The 26,300-nt window shown below is 41.4% G+C and carries 22 protein-coding genes and 1 pseudogene; 22 read left to right on the top strand and 1 reads right to left on the bottom strand.

Annotation, left to right across the window (positions count from 1 at the left end):
* The first annotated feature begins 27 nt into the window (after nucleotides 1-27).
* From I858_RS13490 to I858_RS13440, 11 genes and pseudogenes are all read left to right on the top strand, one after another.
* Nucleotides 28-450, top strand: a complete 423-nt coding sequence (locus I858_RS13490; RefSeq protein WP_239457173.1) for an ECF transporter S component — start codon at nucleotides 28-30, stop codon at nucleotides 448-450.
* Nucleotides 440-1,117 (top strand): hypothetical protein, encoded by a 678-nt coding sequence (locus I858_RS13485; RefSeq protein WP_049692948.1) that lies wholly within the window; start codon nucleotides 440-442, stop codon nucleotides 1,115-1,117. The genes I858_RS13490 and I858_RS13485 overlap by 11 nt, the downstream gene beginning before the upstream one ends.
* A gap of 240 nt (nucleotides 1,118-1,357) precedes the next feature.
* Entirely contained in the window at nucleotides 1,358-3,493 is a 2,136-nt protein-coding gene (locus tag I858_RS13480) for a (Fe-S)-binding protein (protein WP_049692947.1), read from the top strand.
* A 277-nt stretch (nucleotides 3,494-3,770) separates the two neighbouring features.
* Nucleotides 3,771-4,964, top strand: a complete 1,194-nt coding sequence (locus I858_RS13475) for an acetyl-CoA C-acetyltransferase (protein ID WP_049692946.1) — start codon at nucleotides 3,771-3,773, stop codon at nucleotides 4,962-4,964.
* A 2-nt stretch (nucleotides 4,965-4,966) separates the two neighbouring features.
* Nucleotides 4,967-5,818, top strand: coding sequence for a 3-hydroxybutyryl-CoA dehydrogenase (locus I858_RS13470; RefSeq protein ID WP_049692945.1), 852 nt, complete (start codon nucleotides 4,967-4,969; stop codon nucleotides 5,816-5,818).
* 18 nt (nucleotides 5,819-5,836) lie between these two features.
* A complete protein-coding gene (locus I858_RS13465; RefSeq protein ID WP_049692944.1) occupies nucleotides 5,837-6,973 on the top strand; it encodes an acyl-CoA dehydrogenase in 1,137 nt (378 codons plus the stop codon).
* A 16-nt stretch (nucleotides 6,974-6,989) separates the two neighbouring features.
* On the top strand, nucleotides 6,990-8,129 hold the full coding sequence (locus I858_RS13460) for an acyl-CoA dehydrogenase (RefSeq protein ID WP_049692943.1): 1,140 nt from the start codon (nucleotides 6,990-6,992) through the stop codon (nucleotides 8,127-8,129).
* A 15-nt stretch (nucleotides 8,130-8,144) separates the two neighbouring features.
* Nucleotides 8,145-8,792: a TetR/AcrR family transcriptional regulator gene (locus I858_RS13455; protein WP_049692942.1), complete on the top strand. Its 648-nt coding sequence runs from the start codon at nucleotides 8,145-8,147 to the stop codon at nucleotides 8,790-8,792.
* Nucleotides 8,792-12,042 (top strand): annotated as a pseudogene (gene icmF, locus I858_RS13450) (fused isobutyryl-CoA mutase/GTPase IcmF). The gene I858_RS13455 and the pseudogene icmF overlap by 1 nt, the downstream one beginning before the upstream one ends.
* Nucleotides 12,043-12,771: 729 nt before the next feature.
* Nucleotides 12,772-13,329 (top strand): DNA-directed RNA polymerase subunit delta, encoded by a 558-nt coding sequence (gene rpoE / locus I858_RS13445; RefSeq protein WP_049692940.1) that lies wholly within the window; start codon nucleotides 12,772-12,774, stop codon nucleotides 13,327-13,329.
* A gap of 157 nt (nucleotides 13,330-13,486) precedes the next feature.
* Nucleotides 13,487-15,085 (top strand): CTP synthase, encoded by a 1,599-nt coding sequence (locus tag I858_RS13440; protein WP_049692939.1) that lies wholly within the window; start codon nucleotides 13,487-13,489, stop codon nucleotides 15,083-15,085.
* A 53-nt stretch (nucleotides 15,086-15,138) separates the two neighbouring features.
* Here the strand turns inward: I858_RS13440 and I858_RS13435 are convergent, their stop codons facing one another.
* Entirely contained in the window at nucleotides 15,139-15,624 is a 486-nt protein-coding gene (locus I858_RS13435) for a DUF2529 family protein (RefSeq protein ID WP_049692938.1), read from the bottom strand.
* 46 nt (nucleotides 15,625-15,670) lie between these two features.
* On the opposite strand from I858_RS13435, the gene I858_RS13430 reads away from it, so the two are divergent.
* The 11 genes from I858_RS13430 to I858_RS13380 all read left to right on the top strand — a co-directional run bounded on the left by I858_RS13430 (nucleotide 15,671) and on the right by I858_RS13380 (nucleotide 26,290).
* Nucleotides 15,671-16,027, top strand: a complete 357-nt coding sequence (locus tag I858_RS13430; RefSeq protein ID WP_049692937.1) for a response regulator — start codon at nucleotides 15,671-15,673, stop codon at nucleotides 16,025-16,027.
* Between the two features lie 87 nt (nucleotides 16,028-16,114).
* Nucleotides 16,115-16,972, top strand: coding sequence for a class II fructose-bisphosphate aldolase (locus I858_RS13425; protein WP_049692936.1), 858 nt, complete (start codon nucleotides 16,115-16,117; stop codon nucleotides 16,970-16,972).
* Nucleotides 16,973-17,044: 72 nt separating this feature from the next.
* Complete coding sequence (fsa, locus tag I858_RS13420; protein WP_049692935.1) at nucleotides 17,045-17,692, top strand: fructose-6-phosphate aldolase; 648 nt, start codon at nucleotides 17,045-17,047, stop codon at nucleotides 17,690-17,692.
* Nucleotides 17,693-17,848: 156 nt separating this feature from the next.
* The gene (locus tag I858_RS13415) at nucleotides 17,849-19,147 is read left to right on the top strand and encodes a UDP-N-acetylglucosamine 1-carboxyvinyltransferase (protein ID WP_049692934.1); all 1,299 of its coding nucleotides are present in this window, start codon (nucleotides 17,849-17,851) and stop codon (nucleotides 19,145-19,147) included.
* 73 nt (nucleotides 19,148-19,220) lie between these two features.
* A complete protein-coding gene (glpX, locus tag I858_RS13410) occupies nucleotides 19,221-20,186 on the top strand; it encodes a class II fructose-bisphosphatase (protein ID WP_049692933.1) in 966 nt (321 codons plus the stop codon).
* A 131-nt stretch (nucleotides 20,187-20,317) separates the two neighbouring features.
* Nucleotides 20,318-21,601, top strand: coding sequence for a transcription termination factor Rho (rho, locus tag I858_RS13405; RefSeq protein ID WP_049692932.1), 1,284 nt, complete (start codon nucleotides 20,318-20,320; stop codon nucleotides 21,599-21,601).
* Nucleotides 21,602-21,751: 150 nt separating this feature from the next.
* Nucleotides 21,752-21,967 carry a 50S ribosomal protein L31 gene (rpmE, locus tag I858_RS13400; protein WP_049692931.1) on the top strand — a complete coding sequence of 72 codons (216 nt, stop codon included), beginning with the start codon at nucleotides 21,752-21,754 and terminating at the stop codon, nucleotides 21,965-21,967.
* A gap of 260 nt (nucleotides 21,968-22,227) precedes the next feature.
* On the top strand, nucleotides 22,228-22,821 hold the full coding sequence (locus I858_RS13395; RefSeq protein ID WP_049692930.1) for a thymidine kinase: 594 nt from the start codon (nucleotides 22,228-22,230) through the stop codon (nucleotides 22,819-22,821).
* 463 nt (nucleotides 22,822-23,284) lie between these two features.
* Nucleotides 23,285-24,364 carry a peptide chain release factor 1 gene (gene prfA, locus I858_RS13390; RefSeq protein ID WP_049692929.1) on the top strand — a complete coding sequence of 360 codons (1,080 nt, stop codon included), beginning with the start codon at nucleotides 23,285-23,287 and terminating at the stop codon, nucleotides 24,362-24,364.
* Nucleotides 24,351-25,208, top strand: a complete 858-nt coding sequence (prmC, locus tag I858_RS13385) for a peptide chain release factor N(5)-glutamine methyltransferase (RefSeq protein WP_049692928.1) — start codon at nucleotides 24,351-24,353, stop codon at nucleotides 25,206-25,208. Before prfA ends, prmC begins: the two co-directional genes overlap by 14 nt.
* 89 nt (nucleotides 25,209-25,297) lie before the next feature.
* Nucleotides 25,298-26,290, top strand: coding sequence for an L-threonylcarbamoyladenylate synthase (locus I858_RS13380; protein WP_049692927.1), 993 nt, complete (start codon nucleotides 25,298-25,300; stop codon nucleotides 26,288-26,290).
* Nucleotides 26,291-26,300: the final 10 nt, after the last annotated feature.

Genomic DNA, 26,300 nt, shown 5'->3' with positions numbered 1-26,300 from the left:
GTTTATTAGTTTGTCTGCCATTGGGGCATGATCAAAATACCGCTCGGCATTACATCTATTGCGCTTGATGCCTTGCCAGCGCTTGTAGCGGTATTGTTTTTTTCAGCGCCAATCGCAGGAATCATTGCCGCATTTGGTCATTTGATTTCGGCATTGTTTGGTGGCATGCCACTTGGCCCATTCCACTTGATCATTGCCGTTGAAATGTGGGCAGCAGTATGGCTATTCGCAAAATTGCATCAAGCAGGTAAACACTGGTTAAAATGGCCAGCTTTTATAATTGGCAATGGAATAGTAGCGGCAGTTCCATTTTACTTTTTATTGTCACCTGCTTTTTTTTACGCGTCAGTTCCAGGACTGTTAATCGCAGCTTCTATCAATGCTGTAGTAGCCGCTCTTTTAATGCCTTATGTGTTAAAAGCAAGTGGAGGTGCACGACATGCGTCATGAAGTAGCAATTGATGATTTTATTATTACGTCAGATAATTCAGCAGGCATCGGCGAAAAAGAGCAAGATGTGATCTACGTATCTAACACGCTCACTGCGAAATTTGCAGCACGTGTTGCCTTGCTCGAACAATGGGCTGCGGGAAGTACGCCGCAAGCTGTACTTGTGCATAATTTTAGCGGAGCTTCTAGTTGGGACGCTTATGTTGCGGGGATCACTGAGTTATTCACTGAAGCACAAACAACGCTTCCTTCTATTTCAGGAAGCACGGAAACCAATATGCTGACGCAGCAGTCGGGTATCGCTATCACAATGATTGGCAAACAACAAAAAAAGCCAATAAATGCCGAATTGCTTTGTTGGTCTGTTTACGGCGTTCCATTAGTTGGAGAACAAGTCATAGTTAATGCAGAGCAAGTTGCTAATATGAAACTCTTAAAAAAAGCGCTTGACTCATCTTTAATCGAACGTATTTGGCCAGTTGGTTCAAAAGGCATCCAACAAGAATTTCAATCGTTAATGGATCGACCCGTAGAAATTTCCACAGCACTTGATGTAAATTGTTCAGGCGGACCAGCTACTTGTGTGTTAGTTGGTGTGCTACCGCGAAATTTAGAACGCATTCAACGCGATTTCGGAAAACACCTTTATTCCATTAGCACTTCGTAACGTAAAAGAAGAATCCTGTAGTGGGAGACTTCTTTTTTTATTAGAATAAAATACATATTTCTGCCATTTATTTCTCAAAGGTTAAATCATAAGGGGTTAACTTGAAAACTCTTTTAAGTTAAGGTTGACTGAATGCTCATTCATATTTTAATATAGAACATAGTATCGACAAGTTGCACTCATTCACGTAAACTTTGAGTAAGTTATTTTTAGAATACACATAATAAGGGGGATATCGCGATGGAGCCATTGTTAATTGCAAACTGGGTTTTATTTATAGCTGTAACCGCTTACGCAATTTATCTCTTCATCTACTTATTAAAGTCGAGATATGATTTTATTAAACTCGGAAAGAAAGTAGAGTTTGAAGAAAATTTCAACGAGCGTGTGCGCAAAGTAATGGTCAACGTATTTGGTCAGAAAAAGTTATTGAAAGACAAGAAGAGCGGAACGATTCACGTTATGTTCTTTTATGGATTTTTATTAGTTCAAGCAAGTGCTATTGATTTTATTATTAAAGGGTTATCACCAGGTTCACATTTGCCGCTGGGTCCACTTTATCCAGCATTTACTTTTTTTCAAGAAATCGTAACATTAACGATTCTAGTGGCAGTAATTTGGGCGTTTTACAGACGTTATATTGAAAAACTGGTTCGCTTGAAACGTGGATGGAAATCAGGGCTTGTGTTGATTTTCATTGGTGGCTTGATGGTTACGGTGCTTGTTGGTAACGGAATGGGCATGATTTGGCACGGCCACGAAGCTGCTTGGACAGAGCCCGTTGCTTCTCTAGTAGCAGGTGCATTTGCTTGGTTGCCTGAAACTGCAGCCATAACAATTTTCTACATTATGTGGTGGGCGCATTTACTATTCCTCCTATCATTCCTAGTTTATGTACCACAATCAAAACACGCTCACTTGGTGTTTGGACCAGTTAACACGTGGTTCCATAGAGTTGACCATGTTGGCCGTTTAAAGCCAATCAACTTTGAAGAAATGGAAGACGAAGAAGATCCAGATGCGATGCCTTCGTTCGGTGTCGGGAAAATCACTGATTTCTCACAAAGCCAAATGATCGATTTCTACGCTTGCGTAGAATGTGGACGTTGTACGAATATGTGTCCAGCAACAGGAACAGGTAAAATGCTGTCTCCGATGGACTTGATCACAAAACTTCGCGACAACCTGACAAATACAGGTGCGGTGATGACTCAGAAAAAACCGTGGGTACCAGCGATGGCATTTAACAATACACAAGGAAACCAGTTGGCAATGGCCGCTGGCGCTGAAGGCATTACCATCGACGAACTTTACAGCCCGAGCCTAATTGGAGACGTTATTACAGAAGAAGAAATTTGGGCATGTACAACTTGCCGTAACTGTGAAGATCAATGTCCAGTTATGAACGAGCATGTAGACAAAATTATCGATCTTCGTCGTTACCTAGTAATGACAGAAGGCAAAATGGATCCAGATGCACAGCGCGCGATGACCAACATCGAACGTCAAGGAAATCCATGGGGGCTTAACCGTAAAGAAAAAGAAAACTGGAGAGATGCACGTCCAGATATTCATATCCCTACTGTAAAAGAAGCAAACAAAGCAGGAGAAGAGTTCGAATTCTTGTTCTGGGTTGGTTCAATGGGATCGTTTGATAGTCGTTCACAAAAAATTGCTTTATCGTTTGCACGTTTAATGAATGAAGCAGGCGTGAAATTCGCGATTCTCGGAAACAAAGAAAAAAACTCAGGCGATACACCACGTCGTCTCGGAAACGAATTCTTGTTCCAAGAACTAGCAACCGCTAATATTAAAGAATTTGAAAAAGCAGAAGTCAAGAAAATTGTTACGATTGATCCGCATGCTTACAACATTTTCAAAAACGAATACCCGGATTTTGGTTTTAAAGTAGAAGTGTATCACCATACGGAAATGCTATTTGATCTCGTTCAAGAAGGTCGATTAAAACCGCAATTCCCAGTAAACGAACGCATCACATTCCACGATTCTTGTTACCTTGGTCGGTATAACGATGTCTACGATGCACCGCGCGAGATATTAAAAGCGATTCAAGGTGTAGAACTAGTTGAAATGGCTCGTAACCGCGAAGATGGTATGTGCTGTGGAGCCGGTGGCGGAATGATGTGGATGGAAGAAAATGCAGGTCACCGCGTCAATGTTGCTCGTACAGAACAAGCACTTGAAGTTAGTCCGACTATGATTTCTTCTGGTTGCCCGTACTGCTTGACGATGTTGTCAGACGGCACTAAAGCAAAAGAAGTGGAAGAACAAGTGGGCACGTACGATGTAGCGGAATTATTGGAGATGGCTGTTCTTGGAAATGCAACACCAGAGCCAGAAGCAATTGTCCAATAAGCAAACAAATATGCAGTAAGAAATAATTGCTTATTACGAGGAAACTGAGTAGAATAATAGAATAAGCAATAAACACACAAGGGAGTATAATGCTCCCTTTTCTTTTTGGTAAAAATCGAGCGAGCGTTCAGTCACTAAACAATCGAATTAACAAATGAAGAAATCACGCTTGACGCATACTTTTTGCGGGATACTCAAGCAAGCATAAAAAATATTTTTTCTTTTTAAAATAATTGAAACCGTTTACAACGAAACACATTAAGGGGAGGAAATTATCATGGCAAAAACAGTCATCATTGATGGAGCACGTACAGTATTTGGTAAGTTCGGTGGAAACTTGAGCACGTTGACAGCAAGCGATCTTGGAGCAGCAGCTATCAAAGCTGCAATGAGCCGTGCAGGTATTCAACCAGCAGATGTTCAAGAAGTGATTATGGGTAACGTGTTGCAAGCTGGACAAGGACAAATCCCTTCTCGCCAAGCAGCTGTTAAGGCAGGAATTCCATATAACGTAAAATCTGAAACAATTAACAAAGTATGTGCATCGGGCATGCGCAGTGTTACATTGGCAGACCAAATTATTCGTTTAGGTGATGAAGAAGTAATTGTAGCAGGTGGCATGGAGTCCATGTCGAATGCACCTTATTATTTACCAAAAGCACGTTGGGGTCTTCGCATGGGCGATGCACAAGTAATTGATGGCATGGTCCACGATGGATTATCATGCTCATTCCATCCAGACCGCGTTCACATGGGAACTTACGGCAACTCAACAGCTGAAGATTTTGACTTAACGCGCGAAGAGCAAGACAACTGGTCAGCCCGCTCACATGAACGTGCAATCAAAGCGAAAGATTTATTCGCAGAAGAAATTGTTGCAATCGATATTCCACAGCGTAAAGGTGATCCTATTACCGTGGATACCGACGAAGCGCCTCGCGCCAATTCGACCGTGGAAGCATTAGCGAAATTAAAGCCGGCATTTGGTAAAGACGGCACAATCACGGCCGGAAACGCACCTGGCATTAATGACGGAGCAGCAGCACTTGTGTTAATGAATGAAGAGCGTGCACAAAAAGAAGGCAAAAACATACTGGCTCATATCCTTTCTCATACAGAAATAGCCATTGAACCTCATCGTTTCCCAGAAACTCCAGGAATCGTAATCAATGAGCTATTAAAGAAAACAGGTAAATCATTAGAAGAAATCGATTTATTCGAAATCAATGAAGCATTTGCTGCAGTTGCATTAGCAAGCTCGGAAATTGCAGGACTCGATGCTGAAAAAGTAAACGTTAATGGCGGATCAGTTGCACTTGGACACCCAATTGGAGCAAGTGGTTCACGTATTATCCTCACACTTGCTTACGAACTAAGACGTCGTGGAGGCGGCATCGGCATCGCGGCAATCTGCTCAGGTGGCGGACAAGGTGATGCAATTATGATTGAAGTTCCAAAGGAGGCAAACTAAAGATGACGATTCAAAACGTGATGGTTATAGGCGCTGGCCAAATGGGTTCAGGCATCGCACAAGTTTGTGCGCAAGCAGGACTAAACGTTAAATTAAATGATATGAAACAAGAAGCCTACGACAAAGGCATTGTCACAATTACAAAAAATTTAACGCGCAATGTTGAAAAAGGCCGGATGACAGAAGATGAAAAAATAGCAGTTCTTGGACGCATCACACCATCACTAGATTTAAAAGATGCACACGATGTTGATATCGTCATTGAAGCAGCGGTTGAAAACATGGCAATTAAACATAGTATTTTTAAAACACTAGACGAAGTAACACCAGCACACACAATTTTAGCAACCAATACATCATCACTGCCTATTACAGAAATCGCGGCAGTAACAAATCGTCCAGAACAAGTAATTGGGATGCATTTCATGAATCCAGTACCAGTCATGAAATTAGTAGAAATTATTCGCGGACTAGCTACTTCAGATGAAGTGTATAAAAAAGTAGAAGAAATGACTGTGCAATTATCAAAAACGCCTGTAGAAGTAAATGACTTTCCTGGGTTTGTCGCAAATCGTATTTTGATGCCGATGATCAACGAAGCGATTTTTACGCTTCAAGAAGGTGTGGCAACAAAAGAAGCCATTGATGACATTATGAAAATGGGCATGAATCATCCAATGGGCCCACTTGAATTAGCGGATTTTATTGGACTGGATACGTGTCTTTACATTATGGAAGTACTGCATGAAGGATTTGGTGACAGCAAATATCGTCCAAGCCCGTTATTGCGTCAATATGTGAAGGCAGGATGGCTTGGCAAGAAAACCGGACGTGGTTTCTATAGCTACGCATAACAATTAGGAGGAACCAGAATGGATTTGAACTTTACAGACGAGCAGCTGATGATGCGCAATATGGTACGAGATTTCGCCAAAGAAGAAATTGCACCTTTTATTGAAAATATGGAAAATGATGAATTTCCTACAGAAATCATAAAAAAAATGGGCAAGCTTGGATTAATGGGAATTACCGCTCCGGAAAAATACGGCGGATCAGAAATGGATTTCACTTCTTATATTACGGCGATTCATGAATTATCAAAAGTTAGCGGTGTGGTTGGAGTCATTTTATCCGTTCACACATCTGTCGGCACAAACCCGATTCTAAATTTCGGATCGCAGCAGCAAATTGAAAAATATGTACCAAAATTAGCAAGTGGTGAATATCTTGGAGCTTTTTGTTTAACAGAACCTGCTGCAGGATCTGACGCTGGAAGTCTTAAAACAAAAGCTGTTTTAGACGGCGATGACTATGTATTAAACGGCTCGAAAGTGTTTATTACAAACGGTGGTGCAGCTGATACGTATATTGTCTTTGCTTCTACAAAACCCGCTGCCGGATCTCGTGGAATTTCAGCGTTTATCGTTGAAAAAGACACACCGGGATTAATCATTGGGAAAAACGAAAAGAAAATGGGAATGCATGGTTCGAAAACCGTTCAACTAACATTCGAAAACATGCGCGTTCCAGCTGAAAACCTGTTAGGCGAGGAAAATAAAGGATTCAGCATCGCAATGGCGAATTTGAACGTTGGGCGTATTGGCATCGCAGCACAGGCACTTGGTATTGCTGAAGCGGCTTATGAATACGCAGTAGCTTATGCAAAAGAACGCGTACAGTTTGGAAAACCAATTGCTCATCAACAAGGTGTTGGTTTTAAACTAGCAGATATGGCTACGCAAGTAGAAGCAGCGAAATTACTCGTTTATAATGCAGCTGACTTGTATGCGCAAGGCAAAGATTGCAATAAACAAGCTTCAATGGCAAAACTTTTTGCTTCGAAAACAGCAATGGACGTGACGATTGAAGCCATTCAAGTATTTGGCGGTTACGGATACACGAAGGATTATCCAGTCGAGCGTTTGTTCCGCGACGCGAAAGTAACGGAAATTTATGAAGGCACCAGTGAGATTCAACGCATTGTTATTAGCAAACAACTAACCAAATAATCGGAGGAATGAAAAAATGAATTTCCAACTATCTGAAGAACATGAAATGATCCGCAAAATGGTAAGAGATTTCGCCAACAAAGAAGTAGCACCAACAGCAGAAGAGCGTGACGAAGAAGAGCGTTTTGATCGTGAAATTTTCGATAAAATGGCCGAACTTGGACTCACCGGAATTCCATGGCCAGAAGAATACGGCGGCATCGGCTCGGATTATTTAGCATATTGTATCGCAGTTGAAGAATTATCACGCGTGTGTGCATCAACAGGCGTTACTCTTTCAGCACACACGTCACTTGCTGGATGGCCCGTATACACATTCGGAACAGAAGAACAAAAGCAAAAATACCTTCGTCCAATGGCGGAAGGAACAAAAATCGGCGCATACGGTTTAACAGAACCATCTGCAGGATCTGATGCAGGATCTATGCGTACATCCGCAAGAGAAGATGGCGATCATTACGTACTAAACGGTTCGAAAATTTTTATTACAAACGGTGGCATTGCAGATATTTATGTCGTTTTCGCAGTGACGGATCCAGAATCAAAACACAAAGGAACAACTGCATTTATCGTTGAAAAAGACTTTGAAGGCTTTTCGGTTGGTAAAAAAGAACGCAAGCTAGGGATTCGTTCAAGTCCAACAACGGAAATTATCTTCGATAATTGCCGCGTGCCAAAAGAAAACGTCTTAGGTGAACTGGGTCAAGGCTTTAAAATTGCTATGCAAACACTTGATGGTGGACGTAACGGAATTGCAGCTCAAGCAGTCGGAATCGCACAAGGTGCACTTGATGCATCAATCGATTACGCGAAAGAGCGTGAGCAATTCGGTAAGCCAATCTTGGTGAACCAAGGAGTCTCGTTTAAATTAGCAGACATGGCAACTTCAATCGAAGCTTCTCGCTTGTTAACTTATCAAGCTGCATGGCTTGAATCGAACAAAATGTCTTATAGTAAAGAATCAGCTATGGCAAAATTGATGGCTGGCGACACAGCGATGAAAGTGACCGTTGAAGCTGTACAAGTATTCGGTGGTTACGGTTATACGAAAGATTACCCAGTGGAGCGTTATATGCGCGACGCGAAAATCACGCAAATTTATGAAGGTACGCAAGAAGTTCAACGTTTGGTTATTTCTCGGATGGTTACGAAATAAGCGGAGGGTTGTCTTATGAACAAAAAGCGTGAAATTGAGACTTCCGTAAAAGATGAAAGCTTGATCGAAAAGCGCCGCGAACAAATGATTCGCGGTGCTGTCACGCTTTTTAAAGAAAAAGGCTTTCACCGGACGACGACAAGAGAAATTGCAAAAGCTGCCGGTTTTAGCATCGGCACTTTATATGAATACATTCGAACAAAAGAAGATGTGCTTTATCTTGTCTGTGACGCTATTTATGACGAAGTTCACGCGCGTCTTGACCATCTTGACTTGGAACGCGGCTCTATTAGCGTCTTGACTATGGCAATTGAGCATTACTATACATTAATCGATGATATGCAAGATGAGTTTGTGGTCATGTATCAAGAATCCAAAGCATTGCCAAAAGACGCATTGCGATATGTGTTGAAAAAAGAACTTGAAATGGTCGCGATTTTCGAACGGTTGCTATCACAATGTGTTGAAAATGGTGAAATTCAAATGACTCCAAAAGAAGTAAGAATGGCTTCTCATCATTTGTTTGTTCAAGGTCAAATGTGGGCATTTAGACGATGGGCATTAGACAACTTCACGATTCAAGAATTTATCGATATCCAAACTCGATTTCTTTTGCAAGGGATGGCAGGAGAAAAAATCTCAGTACAGGGGGCTAAAACATAATGGCGATCATTGAAGAAGCGAAAACCTATCAGCCAAAAAATCACATCCGTTTTGTTACAGCGTCTAGTCTTTTTGACGGACACGATGCGTCGATTAATATCATGCGCCGCATTTTACAAGGAAGCGGAGCCGAAGTGATTCACTTAGGTCATAACCGTTCAGTTGAAGAAGTAGTCAATGCGGCCATCCAAGAAGATGTTCAAGGAATTTGTATTTCTTCTTATCAAGGCGGTCATATGGAATACTTTAAGTATATGTACGACTTATTAAAAGAAAAAGGTGCTTCGCATATTCGCATTTATGGCGGCGGTGGCGGTGTTATTTTACCTCGTGAAATCAAAGAACTTGAAGCATACGGCATTGCGGGTATTTTCTCGCCAGAAGATGGCCGTAAAAAGGGGTTACAAGGCATGATTACGGAAATTGTTGAAGAATGTGATTTTTCAACAGTTATAGCAGATCAGTCTTTTGAAAACTTAACAACTGCTGAACCCGTTGTATTGGCAAACGCCATTACAGCAGCAGAAGAAGCTCATACACGTGACACAGATACAGCTGAACTGTTGAAAACGGTTCGTGCACAAACAAAAAATACACCGATTCTTGGGATTACAGGAACTGGTGGAGCTGGTAAAAGTTCGTTAACAGATGAATTGATTCGACGTTTCTTGTCCGAACTTCCAGACAAAAAAATCGCGATTTTATCTATTGATCCAACAAAGCAAAAAACGGGGGCGCACTTCTTGGTGACCGTATCCGCATGAACGCAATTTTCAACAAGCGTGTCTTTATGAGAAGTCTTGCAACACGCGGCTCACGTTCTGAGTTATCAGGCGCAATTGGCGACGTTTTAGATGTTGTGAAAGCAGCAGATTTTGACTTGATTATCGTTGAAACGAGCGGAATTGGTCAAGGTGATGCAGAAATTGCGAATTTCTCAGACGTTTCAATGTATGTAATGACGAGCGAATTTGGTGCACCGTCACAGCTTGAAAAAATCGATATGATTGATTATGCAGATTTGATTTGTATCAACAAATTCGAACGTAGTGGTTCACAAGATGCACTTCGTCAAGTCCAAAAGCAGTATCAGCGCAGCCGCCTGTCATGGGATAAGGAGCTAGAAGAAATGCCGGTTTACGGCACCATCGCTAGCCAGTTTAACGACAAAGGAACCAATTCGCTGTTTGCAGCATTAGTTGGAACAGTTAACGAAAAATGTGGTACGGATTGGGAAACGGATTACGATAAATTCGTAAAAACACAAAAAGAAAATCTCATTATTCCAAACGACCGTCGCTATTATTTACGTGAACTAACGGATACAGTTCGGGGTTATCACGCGAAAACGAAAGAACAAGCTGCTTTTGCACGTCGACTGTTCCAATTAGAAGGCGCAATCGAAGCAGTAAAAGAAAAAGCGCCGGATGATGCATTAGTGGCTTCACTCGAGTCTCTTGCAGAAGGCGTTCGTGATGAACTAACAGCTGAATCGAAACGCATTTTAAACAACTGGGATGCGTTAAAAGAAATGTATGCGGGTGACGAATTTGTGACAACGGTACGTGACAAAGAAATCCGCACTATTTTGCGAACAGAAAGCTTGTCTGGCATCAAAGTGCCTCGCGTCGTATTGCCGAAATTCGTTGATTATGGTGAAATTTTGTCATGGGTTTATTTGGAGAACGCTCCAGGTTCATTTCCTTATACAGCAGGCGTATTCCCGTTCAAACGTGCAGGAGAAGACCCAAAACGTCAATTTGCGGGCGAAGGAACACCTGAACGCACAAATCGTCGTTTCCATTATTTATCGAAAGATGATGATGCAAAACGCTTATCGACGGCGTTTGACTCGGTAACGCTTTACGGCGAAGACCCGGATCACCGCCCAGATATTTACGGCAAAGTCGGGGAATCAGGTGTATCGATTTGTACACTGGATGATATGAAAAAATTGTACGAAGGCTTTGATCTTTGTGCACCATCGACTTCTGTATCAATGACGATCAACGGACCCGCGCCAATCATTTTGGCGATGTTTATGAACACAGCGATTGATCAGCAAGTAAAAATTAACGAAGAAAAGCTGGGCCGTACATTGACGGTCGAAGAATTCACAGAAGTTCGTGAAGGTACGTTGCAAGTGGTACGTGGAACCGTGCAAGCAGATATTTTAAAAGAAGACCAAGGACAAAACACGTGTATCTTCTCGACTGAATTTGCCTTGCGTATGATGGGTGATATTCAGCAATACTTTATCGATCATAAAGTGCGTAATTACTATTCAGTATCAATTTCCGGCTACCACATTGCAGAAGCAGGTGCGAACCCAATTTCACAATTGGCGTTCACGCTGTCTAACGGTTTCACGTACGTGGAATATTACTTGAGCCGCGGCATGAACATTGATGACTTTGCGCCCAACTTGTCGTTCTTTTTCTCGAACGGACTAGACCCAGAGTATACGGTTATTGGACGTGTAGCACGTCGCATTTGGGCGATTGTTATGCGCGATAAATACGGTGCTAATGAACGCAGTCAAAAACTGAAATACCATGTGCAAACTTCAGGACGCAGCTTGCACGCACAAGAAATCGATTTCAACGATATCCGCACAACGTTGCAAGCGCTGATGGCTTTGCAAGACAACTGCAACTCGTTGCACACAAACGCATACGATGAAGCCATCACGACGCCAACGGAAGAATCAGTTCGCCGCGCAATGGCCATTCAAATGATCATCACTAAAGAACATGGTCTTTCGAAAAACGAGAACCCACTACAAGGTGCGTTTATCATTGAAGAAATGACACAATTGGTAGAAGACGCGGTAATGACAGAGTTTGACCGCATCAACGACCGCGGAGGCGTCTTGGGCGCAATGGAAACGCAATACCAGCGCGGTAAAATCCAAGAAGAGTCCATGCATTACGAAATGAAAAAACACACAGGTGAATTGCCGATTATCGGAGTCAATACGTATTTAAATCCGAATCCACAAACGGATGACGACATCAATGCAATGGAAATCGCTCGTGCCACAACAGAAGAAAAAGAAACACAAATTGGTAATTTACGCGCTTTCCAAGAACGCAATAATTCAATTGAGGCATTAAACCGCCTGAAGCAAGTAGCAAAAACTGGCGGCAACATCTTCGAAGAATTGATGGAAACCGTAAAAGTCGCCAGCCTCGGTCAAATCACAACAGCTTTGTACGAAGTAGGCGGGCAGTATAGACGCAATATGTAAGTAGAAAAGTGAACGTGCCTGTTCAGCTCTGACAGACATAAGGCGAAGTGGCGTTTCTCGCGTAGCCTAAATAGCTTACGACCCCAAAAGTAAGTTGCTGAAGCTGGACAAAGAACGATAAAAAACACAAAATCCGTTGAAAGACGGATTTTGTGTTTTTTTTATAGAGTGAAATGAAATAGCAGGTTTAATTTGTAAAAAGAAGGATCATTCTTTCGGCGTTCAAAAATACGCACGTTTAAATATAAATACGCACGTTTAGACCAGAATACGCACGCTCAAACAAAAATGTGCACGTTCAAGAAAAAATACGCACGTTCGGCAAGAAAATCAAGAAATAAAGTAATTAAATCCAAAATGAGATCATAAAAGAAGAAATTATCGTAAAGTAAGTTGCTATTAATCACCTGCTCATCTTTTCAGCATAATAACCAGTCGATATTCGCATCGATTTTCTGTATACTAGGAGAATACTTAACAACTGAGACTAAGAAGGATGGATCCTATGCACAAAGCTGTCCATTATAGTATTATCATAATCTGTGTCATACTCATTTTCTTCCTGTACAATAAAGCTTTGGGGTCAATTCCATTTATGATTTTGGCCATCTATTTGTTTTATTTTGGTTGGCAACAAATAGATCCAAAAAATAAGAATGCAAGGTAGCGGAGACTAGTTTGTTTGTATATAATGAATTAAGTTAAGAAAGAAGAAGGGACGTGCACGGAATGAAAATTCGTGAATTATCTAAAGAAGAGCTAATAGAAGAGTCATTTGTTGACTTGACATATGCAATGTTGGAAGAAACACATGAAACAAAAACGTATGCAGAATTAGTTGCAGAAATTGAGAAATTATTAGGACTAGCAAAAGAAGATATGAAAAATCGGTTAGTTCAATTCTATACAGACTTGAACATTGATGGCCGTTTTTTAATCTTAGGCGAAAACCGTTGGGGTCTACGCGAGTGGTACCCGGTTGATCAGATTGAAGAAGAGTCCGCACCAACTGTGAAAGCGCGTAAGAAAAAAGCGAAAGTTGCAGATGATGAAGGTTTTGACGATTTGGATGAGTTAGCGTTAGAAGACGAATTGGAATTTGAAGATTTCGGTGAAGACGATGAAGACGACGACGAAGATGAAGTGGTTAAATCACCTGTTGAAATTCTTGATTTTGATGCGGATGATGACAAAGAAGACGAAGATGTACTCGTCGAAGACATGGATGGCAATATCATCGATGAAGAAGACGACGACGAAGATGAAGATGAGGACGACTTGAAGTAAACTGAACATTTTTTTACCTTGACTTATGAGGCAAGACTGGATAAGGTTTTATTTGGGCTCCTTAAAATAGGAGAGATGATTCGTACAGTTTACGCGCTCCCCCTGCATATAGCAGGAGGAGCGCTTTTTATTTTTATCATTCGAGGAGGAAACAGTCGTGACAAAGTATATTTTTGTAACCGGTGGCGTTGTTTCATCACTAGGTAAAGGCATTACAGCTGCATCTTTAGGGCGATTATTGAAGAACAGAGGATTAAACGTAACGATTCAAAAATTCGATCCGTACATTAATATTGACCCAGGAACAATGAGTCCATATCAGCACGGGGAAGTTTTCGTAACAGATGATGGCGCAGAAACCGATTTGGATCTTGGTCATTACGAGCGGTTTATCGATATTAACTTAAACAAATACTCAAACGTAACAACAGGGAAAGTATATTCGACGGTGATTCAAAAAGAACGACGCGGTGATTATTTGGGTGGAACGGTCCAAGTTATTCCACACATCACAAATGAAATCAAAGATCGCTTGTTGCGCGCTGCGAAAACAGCGAATGCAGATGTAGTGATTACCGAAATCGGTGGAACCGTTGGCGACATCGAGTCATTGCCGTTCTTAGAAGCGATTCGTCAAATGAAATCAGACCTTGGTCGCGAAGAAGTTATGTACATCCACTGCACGTTAATTCCATACTTGGGCGCAGCAAAAGAAATGAAAACAAAACCGACACAACATAGTGTGAAAGAGCTTCGGGGTCTTGGAATTCAACCGAACCTAATTGTTGTGCGCACAGAACATCCCGTACCACAAGACATGAAAGACAAAATTGCGCTATTTTGCGACATTAAGCCAGAAGAAGTAATCGAATCACGCGATGTAGACGTAATTTACGAAATGCCGCTTCGTTTGCAAGAGCAGCACATGGACCAAATTGTTTTAGATCATTTTAAAATCGATGCCCCTGAAGCGGATATGACGGATTGGAAAGCGCTTGTTGAAAAAGTGCAATCTCTTACAAAGAGCGTTCGTATTGGACTTGTTGGTAAATACGTAGAATTGCAAGATGCTTATATCTCTGTAGTAGAAGCGCTAAAACATGCCGGCTTTGCATTCGATTCTGAAATCGCAGTAGACTGGATCAACGCGGAGCACGTCACTGCTGACAACGTAGCAGAATTGTTGAAAGACTGTGACGGCATTTTGGTGCCAGGTGGATTTGGTGATCGTGGCGTCGAAGGGAAAATTGCTGCCACTCAGTATGCACGCGAAAACAAGGTGCCATTCTTTGGTATTTGCTTAGGCATGCAATTGGCTTCTGTAGAATTTGCTCGCAACATCATGAAATTTGAAGATGCACATTCATCTGAACTAAATGCTAGAACGCCGTATCCAGTAATCGATTTATTACCAGAACAAAAAGACATTGAGGATTTAGGCGGAACGCTTCGTCTTGGATTATATCCTGCGAAACTTGAAAAAGGGTCAAGAGCCCACGAAGCATATGGTGAAGAGCTAGTATACGAAAGACACCGTCATCGTTATGAGTTTAACAATGAATACCGTGAAGCATTCGAAAAAGCTGGATTTAAATTTACAGGCACGAGCCCAGATGGTCGCTTAGTGGAAATTATTGAAGTAACTGACCACCCATGGTTTGTTGCTTGTCAATTCCACCCGGAGTTTATTTCACGTCCAAATCGACCACAGCCGTTGTTCCGCGAGTTTATTAAAGCGTCTATTGCTAACAAATAAATAGCAAAAGCCTTCCTTTTGAGAAACAAGGAAGGCTTTTGTGCATCATTTATTCAATCAAGTAAAAGAGAATGTATTCGTTGTGCAACAGCATAGTAAATATACAGTGCTGTCATGGCGTACGGAACAACACGGGGATTGTTTTCGTCTGTTGTGAAGGTGTTTTCTTGGTCGTTTAAAAAAAGAAAAGCATCAGCCAGCTTACCGTTAGTTGATTGAGCCGAAACAACAGCAAATGGGATACCAGCATCGGAGAGTCTACCAGCAAGTTCATCGCCTTCTTCATGAGCCGCCAAAATCCAAACACGATCAATATGAGTAACAATGCTAGCGGGAGACCATTCGGCGACAGCAGGCAATAGTTGCGTACCATTTAAAGCAACAGCAGTAACAGCTTTCATCTCACCAAAAGCTGCGATAAAGATGGTGCCTTCTGCAATCGCAGCTTGTGCCAATACGGTGGCAATACGATCAAAAGCGTCATGCTGGTACGATAAACGATCAAATACGTGTTTTAATTGATTAGTAAACAAATCCATAAGCTTCACCTCGTAAAAAGTATAGCAGATAAAGGAGTGGCTCTTCTTGAAAACCATTTTGGTAGTAGATGACCAACCAGGAATTCGGCTTTTATTGAAAGAAGTATTCAGTAAAGAAGGCTATCAAGTAATCACGGCGGGGAGTGGCGTAGAGGCATTTGAAAAAGTAAAGGAAAATTCTCCAAATCTTGTTCTTTTAGATATGAAGATTCCAGGAATGGACGGAATCGAAATTTTAAAGCGTTTGAAAAAAAGTAACCCGTCTATACACGTTGTGATGATGACAGCATACGGAGAACTGGATCTTATTCGAGAATCCATGAATTGGGGAGCGGAACTTTACTTTACAAAGCCTTTTGATGTATTTGAAGTACGTGATGCTGTAAAGCGATTAGTAGAATAGTAGCAACACAAGAAGTAGCGTAAATAGTGGGTTTTTGATATAGTATAAAAGATATTCGCTTTAAACATTGCCAAGGAGGAATTCAGAATGCCGTTAGTTTCAATGAAAGAAATGATGATAAAAGGAAAAAAAGAAGGCTATGCAATTGGTCAATTCAACTTAAACAACTTGGAGTTCACGCAAGCGATTCTGCAAGCCGCTCAAGAAGAGAATTCCCCGGTAATTTGTGGAGTTTCTGAAGGTGCTGCTCGGTACATGGGTGGATTTACAACAGTTGTTCATATGGTTAAAGGGTTAATGCATGATTACAAAATTACAGTTCCTGTGGCGATTCATTTAGACCATGGTTCGAGCTTTGAAAAGTGTAAAGAGGCGATTGATGCAGGATTTACTTCAGTCATGATCGATGCTTCTCATCATCCATTTGAAGAAAATATTGAAATTACAAAACAAGTTGTCGAATATGCTCGCCAGCACAATGTTTCGGTTGAAGCTGAATTAGGAACTGTTGGTGGACAAGAAGACGACATCATTGCAGACGGCGTTATTTATGCAGATCCGCAAGAATGCAAAAAAATGGTTGATCAAACAGGCATTGATTGCTTAGCGCCAGCTCTTGGTTCAGTTCATGGTCCGTATAAAGGTGAACCGAATTTAGGCTTTAAAGAAATGGAAGAAATTTCTCAGCTATGCGACGTACCACTTGTTTTGCACGGAGGAACAGGAATTCCGTTAAAAGACATTCAACGTTCAGTATCTTTAGGTACAGCAAAAATCAACGTCAATACAGAAAGTCAAATTACTTCAACACAAGCTGTTCGTGATGCATTGAACAACGACCCGGACGTTTACGATCCACGTAAATACATGGGACCAGCTCGTGAAGCAATCAAAAAGACAGTAACTGGTAAAATGCGTGAGTTTGGAAGTTCTCAAAAAGCATAGTCAATAAAAAAGAGGGAAGAGAAGCGTCAACAGACGTTTTCTCTTTTTCCCATCATACTGGAGGAAAAAAATATGAAATTCTTTATCGATACAGCCAATTTTGACGAAATCAAAGAAGCACATGCCTGGGGAATTCTTTCAGGTGTTACAACAAATCCATCATTAGTTGCAAAAGAGAAAAATGTTTCATTTCATGATCGCTTAAAAGAAATTGCAGCACTTGTGGACGGTTCCATTAGTGGAGAAGTTATTGCACTTGATGCAGAAGGTATGATTAAAGAAGGTCGTGAACTGGCTGATCTTGCTCCAAACATCACTGTGAAATTGCCGATGACACCAGAAGGCTTGAAAGCTTGTGCCGTTCTTGCTTCAGAAGGCAAAAAAGTTAACGTTACTTTAATTTTTAGCGCAAACCAAGCATTGCTTGCAGCACGTGCAGGAGCAGCATACGTGTCACCATTCCTTGGACGTCTTGATGATATCGGTCACAATGGTATGGACTTGATTGCGACAATTGCTGAAATTTTCGCGATTCATGATATTTCTTCAGAAATTATTGCAGCATCAATCCGCCACCCACAACACGTAACAGAAGCTGCATTAAACGGTGCTCATATTGCCACAATGCCGATTAAAGTGATGCACCAAATGTTCAAGCACCCGTTAACTGACCAAGGAATCGAAGCATTCTTAGCAGATTGGGAAAAACGTACAGAATAAAACAAAAATGAGTGGAATTTCTCGCTATTAAAGCGAGTCACTTATTATAAAAAAAGAGAACTGCAAGTTGTGATCGACATTTCATTTTACAAGTCGAACCAATGAAACTTTTCGGATTAACCAAACAGTCCCAAAAGTTGATAAAGGAGAAATTCAATGGATGTTTATAAAATAAAGGGCGGTAACCGTCTTTCCGGAACAATTAAAGTCAACGGCGCAAAAAATAGTGCAGTTGCTTTAATTCCTGCATCGATTTTGGCAAATTCGCCTGTAACGATTGAAGGATTACCGGGAATTTCTGATGCATGGACATTAAAGAACATTTTGGAAGAAATTGGTGGAGAAGTTACATTTGAAGATGGAACGATGAATATTGATCCAACAAAAATGATTGACATGCCTTTGCCAAACGGTAACGTGAAAAAATTACGTGCATCGTATTACATGATGGGCGCAATGCTTGGTCGCTTTAAGCACGCTGCAATCGGTTTGCCAGGTGGTTGTTTCTTAGGACCACGTCCTATTGATCAACACATTAAAGGCTTTGAAGCACTTGGTGCAAAAGTAACAAACGAGCACGGTGCTATCTATTTACGTGCTGATGAACTTCGCGGAGCAAAAATTTATTTGGATGTTGTGAGTGTTGGAGCCACAATCAATATTATGCTTGCTGCTGTTATGGCTAAAGGCCAAACAACGATTGAAAATGCTGCAAAAGAGCCAGAAATTATTGATGTTGCTACGTTACTGACTAATATGGGTGCGAAAATCAAAGGTGCAGGAACAAATGTAATTCGAATTGATGGCGTAGAAGAACTACACGGCACAAATCACACGATTATTCCTGACCGCATCGAAGCGGGTACGTTCATGATTATGGCTGCTGCAGCTGGAGATGGCGTAACCATTGATAACGTGATTCCGTTCCACATGGAAGCATTAACTGCTAAATTACGTGAAATGGGCGTTGATGTTCAAGAAGGTGAAGAATCTATTTACATTCCAAAATCTGAAAATCTAAAAGCCATTGATGTGAAAACTTTGGTTTACCCCGGGTTTGCAACAGATCTTCAACAGCCATTTTCAGTGCTGATGACGCAAGCTGAAGGATCTTCTATGATAACGGATACGATTTATTCTGCTCGCTTTAAGCATATTGATGAACTTCGTCGTATGAATGCAAGTGGCCGTGTCGAAGGAAGAGCAGCAATTATTACAGGGCCGACACCATTGACAGCTACAACCGTAGTAGCATCTGACTTACGTGCAGGGGCAGCGTTAGTAATCGCAGGGTTACTTGCAGAAGGTGAAACTGAAATTCGTGAAATTTACCATATTGAACGCGGATACTCTTCTATTATTGAGAAATTGCAAGGCTTAGGCGCGGATATTCGAAGAGAAACGATTGATCCCGTGACAAGCATGAAATCCGACTTTAGCCAAGACGTAAATTGACCTTCTTTTAGGCTGGAAACATATGCTATAATTATTACCAAAAAGTGAATGTTGAACGAGAGGAACTGATTGTATGGAACGAAGTCTATCGATGGAATTAGTGCGCATTACTGAAGCGGCAGCAATTGCTTCTTCAAAATGGATGGGCCGCGGCTTGAAAAACGAAGCAGATGACGCAGCAACAACCGCTATGAGAACGGTATTTGATACCATTCCAATGCGTGGAGTTGTGGTTATTGGTGAAGGAGAAATGGACGAAGCGCCTATGCTTTATATCGGTGAAGAATTAGGAACAGGCAACGGTCCAGAAGTGGACGTTGCTGTTGATCCTTTAGAAGGAACAAACATCGTGGCCGCGGGTGGCTGGAATGCATTAGCAGTTCTCGCAATCGCCGATCGAGGCAATCTTCTAAACGCACCGGATATGTATATGGAAAAAATTGCGGTTGGGCCAGAGTCAGTAGGCAAAATCGACATTAATGCGCCAGTTATCGATAACCTTCGTGCAGTAGCAAAAGCCAAAAATAAAAACATCGAAGAAGTCGTTGCCACAGTTATGGATCGACCCCGTCACCAAGCTATTATCGATCAAATTCGTGAAGCAGGCGCTCGTATCAAACTGATATCTGATGGTGATGTAGCTGGAGCTATCAATACAGCTTTTGATCAAACCGGCGTTGATATTTTATTTGGTACTGGTGGAGCACCTGAAGGCGTTATCGCTGCAGTAGGCTTAAAATGCCTTGGCGGTGAAATTCAAGGAAAGCTTAAACCACAAAACCAAGAAGAAGCACAGCGCTGTCTGGATATGGGCATTGATGTAAACCAAGTGTTGATGATGGACGATCTCGTTAAAGGCGATGACGCTATTTTCGCGGCTACCGGCGTTACAGACGGAGAGCTGTTAAAAGGTGTTCAACTAAAAGGTGGTTTTGCAGAAAGCCATACATTGGTGATGCGTGCAAAATCTGGAACAATTCGCTTTATCGAAGGCCGTCACAGCTTGGCAAAAAAGCCGAATCTTGTCATGAACGATTAACGAACTTACTTCATAAAATGAGTCCGGCATCTTGCCGGACTTCTTCTTTACAGATCTTCTTAAGCATTCACGACCGATCCTCAACAACGTTACAAACCAAAAATAAAACAAATAAGAGTGGTGTTCGATACATGGCAACGATAACAATCTCCGCATTGGAGAATATGACATTAAAAGAACTTTATAATTTAGCGAAAGAATACAAACTAACAAACTACAGCAAGCTTTCAAAAAAAGAACTAATTTTTGCGATTTTAAAAACACGCGCAGAACAAGAAGGTTTTTTCTTTATGGAAGGTGTACTTGAAATTATTCAATCTGAAGGTTTTGGTTTTTTACGACCAATTAACTACTCGCCAAGCTCGCAAGATATTTACATTTCGGCTTCTCAAATTCGTCGTTTTGATTTGAGAAACGGTGACAAAGTTTCAGGAAAAGTGCGTCCGCCAAAAGAAAACGAACGCTACTTTGGCTTGCTTCAAGTGGAAGCGGTAAATGGAGAAGACCCAGAAGTAGCAAAAGAACGTGTTCACTTTCCAGGACTTACACCACTTTATCCAGATCGACACATTCGTTTAGAAACCACACCTGCTCATTTATCCACACGCATTATGGATTTAGTGGCACCTGTTGGATTTGGCCAGCGCGGCTTGATCGTTGCGCCACCCAAAGCAGGCAAAACGATGTTGTTAAAAGAAATCGCTAACTCCATTACAACCAATCATCCAGAAGCGGAATTAATTGTTTTACTAATTGATGAACGTCCAGAAGAAGTAACGGACATCGAGCGTTCTGTTAACGCTGATGTCGTTTCATCCACTTTTGATGAAGTGCCTGAAAATCATGTAAAAGTAGCAGAGCTTGTTCTAGAACGCGCTATGCGCCTTGTTGAACACAAACGCGATGTTGTTATTTTGATGGACTCGATCACGCGTTTAGCGCGAGCGTATAATTTAGTAATTCCGCCAAGTGGTCGTACTCTGTCAGGAGGAATTGACCCAGCTGCTTTCCACCGACCAAAACGTTTTTTCGGTGCAGCGCGTAACATTGAAGAAGGCGGAAGCTTAACAATTTTAGCTACTGCTTTAGTTGAAACAGGATCACGTATGGACGAAGTTATTTACGAGGAGTTTAAAGGAACGGGTAATATGGAATTGCATCTGGATCGCTCTTTGGCAGAACGTCGAATTTTCCCAGCACTGGATATTCGCCGTTCGGGTACACGTAAAGAAGAATTGTTAATTGAACCTAAGCAACTTGAAAAGCTTTGGTCGATTCGAAAAACCTTTTCAGATTCGCATGACTTTGGCGAACGTTTCTTAAAGAAATTGAGCCAAACAGATACCAACGAGGAATTTTTTGAACAATTAACTACGGAAATGAAAACTCATCGAAACAACAAGAAGATGATCTAACTACTTGCAAAACACACGATAATTTGATATACTTGTTCCAATGATCAAAATAAAAGCTATTGCATATACGGTCTGAAGAACCGTGTAAGGCAATAGTAAAATAGAGTAAACTCTGTTCCAGATGGTTCAGGGCGAGAGGAGAAAAATAATATGAAAACAGGTATTCATCCAGAGTACAAACAAGCTACAGTAACTTGCTCATGTGGGAATTCTTTCACTACAGGTTCTGTAAAAGAAAACATCAGCGTTGAGCTATGCAGCGAGTGTCATCCATTCTATACTGGACGTCAGAAATTCGCAGCAGCAGACGGCCGCGTAGATCGCTTCAACAAAAAATATGGCTTAAAAGAAGAAATCAACGAGTAATACGTGGTTAGCAACAAGCTGAAACTGGAGATTTTCAATTAGTAAATTTTCATCTTCCGGTTTTTTGCTTTCTCGTATCCATTAAAATATACCTGCTGAGCGCGAAAACGCTTGGCGGGTATTTTTTTTCGTTTTATTGTTGAAAAAGTCTTACATATTCTAAAAAAAACGTGGAATTCATCATTATTTTGGTATGATTAAAAAAAGCGTGCTTTATGAAATCAGATAAAACAACAACGTGTTTGAAAGGGGTCTCACCTATGTATGTTATGAAACAAACGGGATGGGTTGAATTGATTTGTGGCAGCATGTTTTCCGGGAAATCAGAAGAGCTGATTCGTCGTGTTCGCCGCGCCCAATTCGCTAAACAAAAAATCGCCGTATTTAAACCAAAAATTGATGATCGGTACAGCAAAGAAGAAGTGGTCTCGCATAATGGTGCCACTGTGATTGCTTTACCAATTACCCGCTCAACTGAATTATGGGAATACATTTCAGACGAATTCGATGTTATTGCAATAGATGAAGCGCAATTTTTCGATGAAGACATTATCACCAATGTTCAAAAGCTAGCTGATCACGGTTTTCGTGTAATTGTTGCGGGACTTGACCAAGATTTTAGAGGGCGTCCATTTGGACCGATGCCCGCACTGCTCGCAATTGCTGAACAAGTCACAAAGCTGCAAGCAGTATGCACAGTTTGTGGTTCTCCCGCTAGCCGAACGCAACGACTGATTGATGGAAAACCAGCAGGCTCAGACGACCCGACTATTTTAGTAGGCGCATCAGAAGCTTACGAACCACGCTGCCGCCACCATCACGAAGTACCTACAGGCGTAACTATTAGCGAATAGGTTCTAAAAGCTTACTATCTAATAATTATCAGCAATTTTTAATAGTATTTATTTAGTGAGGTATGGAACAAACTAGAAGGGACGCTGCTAATTTGCTCTATATCCCAAATATACTTTGGCTACAATTAATTGTTGTTTATAAATTTTTACAACATATTTAGAAGAAAAAGCGGAAGGTGGCGAAGTGCGAAGATATGCTCCTGCATCGCTTCGCTAGCTTCGTCGCAAAGCCATTGGCCGAATTGCATTCGTTCAATGACTTTCCTAGGGGATCAGGACGAGCTGAAGACCCTGGACTGAGCGAAGCGAGGGAAGCGGCTGAAGCCGGCCCCCTGGCAGCTGAAACCGCGACGTCCTGTCGCACCTGCTGCATGACTCACATCCTGTGAGCCCGAAAGCGTCCGCCTGGAGCGATTTCTTCATTAGTATAAATAACCAAAAATTAGAACTTGAGGTGACACCTATGTTTGATCGATTACAATCAGTAGAAGATCGGTATGACCGTTTAAATGAATTATTGAGTGATCCTGATATTATTAGCGATACCAATAAACTACGCGAGTATTCAAAAGAGCAATCGGATCTTCAAGAAACCGTTACGGCTTATCGTGAATACAAAGAGTTAACCACTCAATTAGCAGAAGCAAAAGCTATGTTTGACGATAAAATGGATGCAGACATGCGCGAAATGGTAAAAGAAGAAGTTAACGAATTGGAACAGCAGCTTACTGTTGTCGAAGAACGTCTTCACAAGCTATTGATTCCAAAAGATCCTAATGATGACAAAAACGTAATTATGGAAATTCGTGGCGCTGCGGGTGGAGACGAAGCGGCTTTGTTTGCTGGAGATTTATACCGCATGTATACTCGTTTTGCTGAAGCCAATGGCTGGAAAGTTCAAGTCATGGACTCAAATCCCACTGGACTTGGTGGCTTTAAAGAAATCGTCTTTATGATTACAGGAAAAGGTGCCTATTCAAAAATGAAATATGAAAATGGTGCACACCGCGTACAACGTGTTCCAGAAACAGAATCAGGCGGTCGTATTCATACATCAACTGCAACAGTTGCTTGTTTGCCAGAAGTAGAAGAAGTGGAAGTTGATATACATGAAAATGACATTCGTACAGATACGTATGCTTCTTCTGGAGCTGGTGGACAGTCGGTTAACACGACAATGTCAGCTGTTCGCTTAACGCATATTCCGACAAATACAGTGGTAACGTGTCAAGATGAGAAATCACAAATTAAAAACAAAGCCAGTGCAATGAAAGTATTGCGTGCACGTGTATATGAAAAATTCCAACAAGAAGCACAAGCTGAATACGATGCCGTCCGTAAATCAGCAGTTGGGACAGGAGATCGTTCTGAACGAATTCGCACATATAATTTCCCGCAAAACCGTGTAACTGATCATCGAATTGGACTAACAATTCAAAAACTAGATCAGATTTTGCAAGGGAAAATGGACGAAATTATCGATGCCTTGATCATCGAAGAGCAATCGGCTCGCATGGAAAGTTTAAATAATGACCAAGCATAAGTTTGTTTATGAGGCCCTGAAGAGGGCTTCTTCTTTTTTACTGGATCATGGCCGTGAAGAAGGAGCAGCGCGAATTCTTCTTCAGCATGAACTGGGTCTTTCGTATTCGGGATTGATCGCTGCAATGCGAGATGAAATAAGTGAACAACAAGTAGAAAATTTCTGGTCGAATGTTGAGCTACACGCAAAAGGAGTTCCTGTCCAGCATTTGACTGGTACTGAAGAATTTTATGGCAGAACGTTTCACGTAAATGCGGATGTATTGATTCCGAGGCCAGAAACAGAAGAGCTAGTAGAAGAAGCATTAAAGTTGATCGAACGCCATCTGGTTAAAAAACAACCTATGATTGCAGACATCGGCACGGGAAGCGGTGTAATTGCAATCACTATGAAATGCGAATTGCCACAAGCGCAAGTCACTGCAACAGATATCTCGCAACCTGCGCTTCGTGTAGCAACTCAAAATGCAGAAGCTCTAGGTGTTGAAATTGACTTTCGTTTAGGTGATTTAACCCAGCCAATTGAACATGAAAAATGGGATGTTATTTTATCCAATCCGCCTTATATTGCCTATGCAGAAGCTTCTGGATTATCGGATAGTGTTCGTGATTTTGAGCCAGACGACGCGCTGTTCGCAGAGAACGAAGGATTAGCGCTGTATGAAAAGATGGCGATTCAATTTCCGAAATTGCTGCATAACCCAGGAATTATTGGTTTTGAAATAGGTTATCAACAAAGTGAAGCAGTCCAAAAAATGGTGAAAGATGCTTTTCCGAGCGCTTTTGTCTATTGTAAAAAAGATATCAACAAAAATGACCGAATGGTTTTTGCGATAATCGAGTAAGTTGTACACAAGTTACGCACAATATACCTGTTTTTATCCACATATTGTGGATAAAAACACAGAAACCCTTAAAAATAGGAGTTGTTCGTGTGAAAACAAAAATGATTTTTGTGGATAAGAATGTGGATGAAGAAAATAGTTATGCACAAGCTGTGGAAATCCTGAAATCAGGTGAAGTTGTTGCCTTTCCGACAGAAACGGTTTACGGATTAGGAGCAGATGCGACCAACTTTAAAGCCGTCAACAAAATTTTTGAAGCAAAAGGACGTCCAGCAGACAATCCTTTAATTGTTCACGTCGATTCGAAAGATGCAGCGTTGAGTTATGTGCAGAAAGTGTCATCAAAAGCGCTCCAGTGCATGGACGCGTTTTGGCCAGGTGCGTTGACGTTAATCTTACAAGCCAAGCCTGATACTTTTGCGAGTAATGTAACGGCCAATCTTCAAACGGTAGGAATACGCGTTCCGAACCACCCAGTTGCGTTAACGTTGTTGAAAAAATTACAATTGCCTTTAGCTGCTCCAAGTGCTAATACTAGTGGTAAACCAAGTCCGACATTAGCTGAGCATGTTGATCACGATTTGAATGGGAAAATTCCATTAATTTTAGACGGTGGAGCTACAGAAATTGGCATCGAGTCAACGGTATTGGATATGACGAGTGAACCGCCTGTTATTTTGCGTCCAGGAAATGTTTCGAAAGAACAAATCGAACATGTGATTGGAACAGTTCGCACGTCTTCTGGAAACAAAGGCAATATACCAAAATCGCCAGGCATGAAGTACATGCATTATGCGCCTACCGCTCCTTTATACTTGATAGAGAATGAAAAAGCGTTGATTGAAAAAGCGATTCAGTATGTTCAACAAAAAGGAAAACGCGTCGCTGTTATTAGCGAAACACAATATCCATTTGCCGATTTTAATTTTCCATTGTCGATGGAAAATTTGTATGCTAGTTTGCGGAAATGTGATTTATCGGATGCTGATTTAATTTTGGCTTCTGTTGAATGTGACGAAAAAGGCAATGACGCCTTGATGAATAGACTTGAAAAAGCAGCAGATCATAAATGGTTTAGCTAATAGGAGATGG

Source organism: Planococcus versutus, from assembly GCF_001186155.3.
Lineage (GTDB): Bacteria > Bacillota > Bacilli > Bacillales_A > Planococcaceae > Planococcus > Planococcus versutus.
This window is presented reverse-complemented; position numbering and strand designations above follow the sequence as displayed.

Coding starts and splice junctions, on each gene's coding strand:
- I858_RS13460 (WP_049692943.1), top strand. CDS start 6,990: ATGAATTTCCAACTATCTGAAGAACATGAAATGATCCGCAAAATGGTA.
- I858_RS13435 (WP_049692938.1), bottom strand. CDS start 15,624: ATGGATTTGTTTACTAATCAATTAAAACACGTATTTGATCGTTTATCG.
- I858_RS13415 (WP_049692934.1), top strand. CDS start 17,849: ATGGATGTTTATAAAATAAAGGGCGGTAACCGTCTTTCCGGAACAATT.
- prmC (WP_049692928.1), top strand. CDS start 24,351: ATGACCAAGCATAAGTTTGTTTATGAGGCCCTGAAGAGGGCTTCTTCT.
- rho (WP_049692932.1), top strand. CDS start 20,318: ATGGCAACGATAACAATCTCCGCATTGGAGAATATGACATTAAAAGAA.
- I858_RS13465 (WP_049692944.1), top strand. CDS start 5,837: ATGGATTTGAACTTTACAGACGAGCAGCTGATGATGCGCAATATGGTA.
- prfA (WP_049692929.1), top strand. CDS start 23,285: ATGTTTGATCGATTACAATCAGTAGAAGATCGGTATGACCGTTTAAAT.
- glpX (WP_049692933.1), top strand. CDS start 19,221: ATGGAACGAAGTCTATCGATGGAATTAGTGCGCATTACTGAAGCGGCA.
- I858_RS13490 (WP_239457173.1), top strand. CDS start 28: ATGATCAAAATACCGCTCGGCATTACATCTATTGCGCTTGATGCCTTG.
- I858_RS13425 (WP_049692936.1), top strand. CDS start 16,115: ATGCCGTTAGTTTCAATGAAAGAAATGATGATAAAAGGAAAAAAAGAA.
- rpmE (WP_049692931.1), top strand. CDS start 21,752: ATGAAAACAGGTATTCATCCAGAGTACAAACAAGCTACAGTAACTTGC.
- I858_RS13470 (WP_049692945.1), top strand. CDS start 4,967: ATGACGATTCAAAACGTGATGGTTATAGGCGCTGGCCAAATGGGTTCA.
- I858_RS13455 (WP_049692942.1), top strand. CDS start 8,145: ATGAACAAAAAGCGTGAAATTGAGACTTCCGTAAAAGATGAAAGCTTG.
- fsa (WP_049692935.1), top strand. CDS start 17,045: ATGAAATTCTTTATCGATACAGCCAATTTTGACGAAATCAAAGAAGCA.
- I858_RS13475 (WP_049692946.1), top strand. CDS start 3,771: ATGGCAAAAACAGTCATCATTGATGGAGCACGTACAGTATTTGGTAAG.
- I858_RS13395 (WP_049692930.1), top strand. CDS start 22,228: ATGTATGTTATGAAACAAACGGGATGGGTTGAATTGATTTGTGGCAGC.
- rpoE (WP_049692940.1), top strand. CDS start 12,772: ATGAAAATTCGTGAATTATCTAAAGAAGAGCTAATAGAAGAGTCATTT.
- I858_RS13485 (WP_049692948.1), top strand. CDS start 440: ATGCGTCATGAAGTAGCAATTGATGATTTTATTATTACGTCAGATAAT.
- I858_RS13480 (WP_049692947.1), top strand. CDS start 1,358: ATGGAGCCATTGTTAATTGCAAACTGGGTTTTATTTATAGCTGTAACC.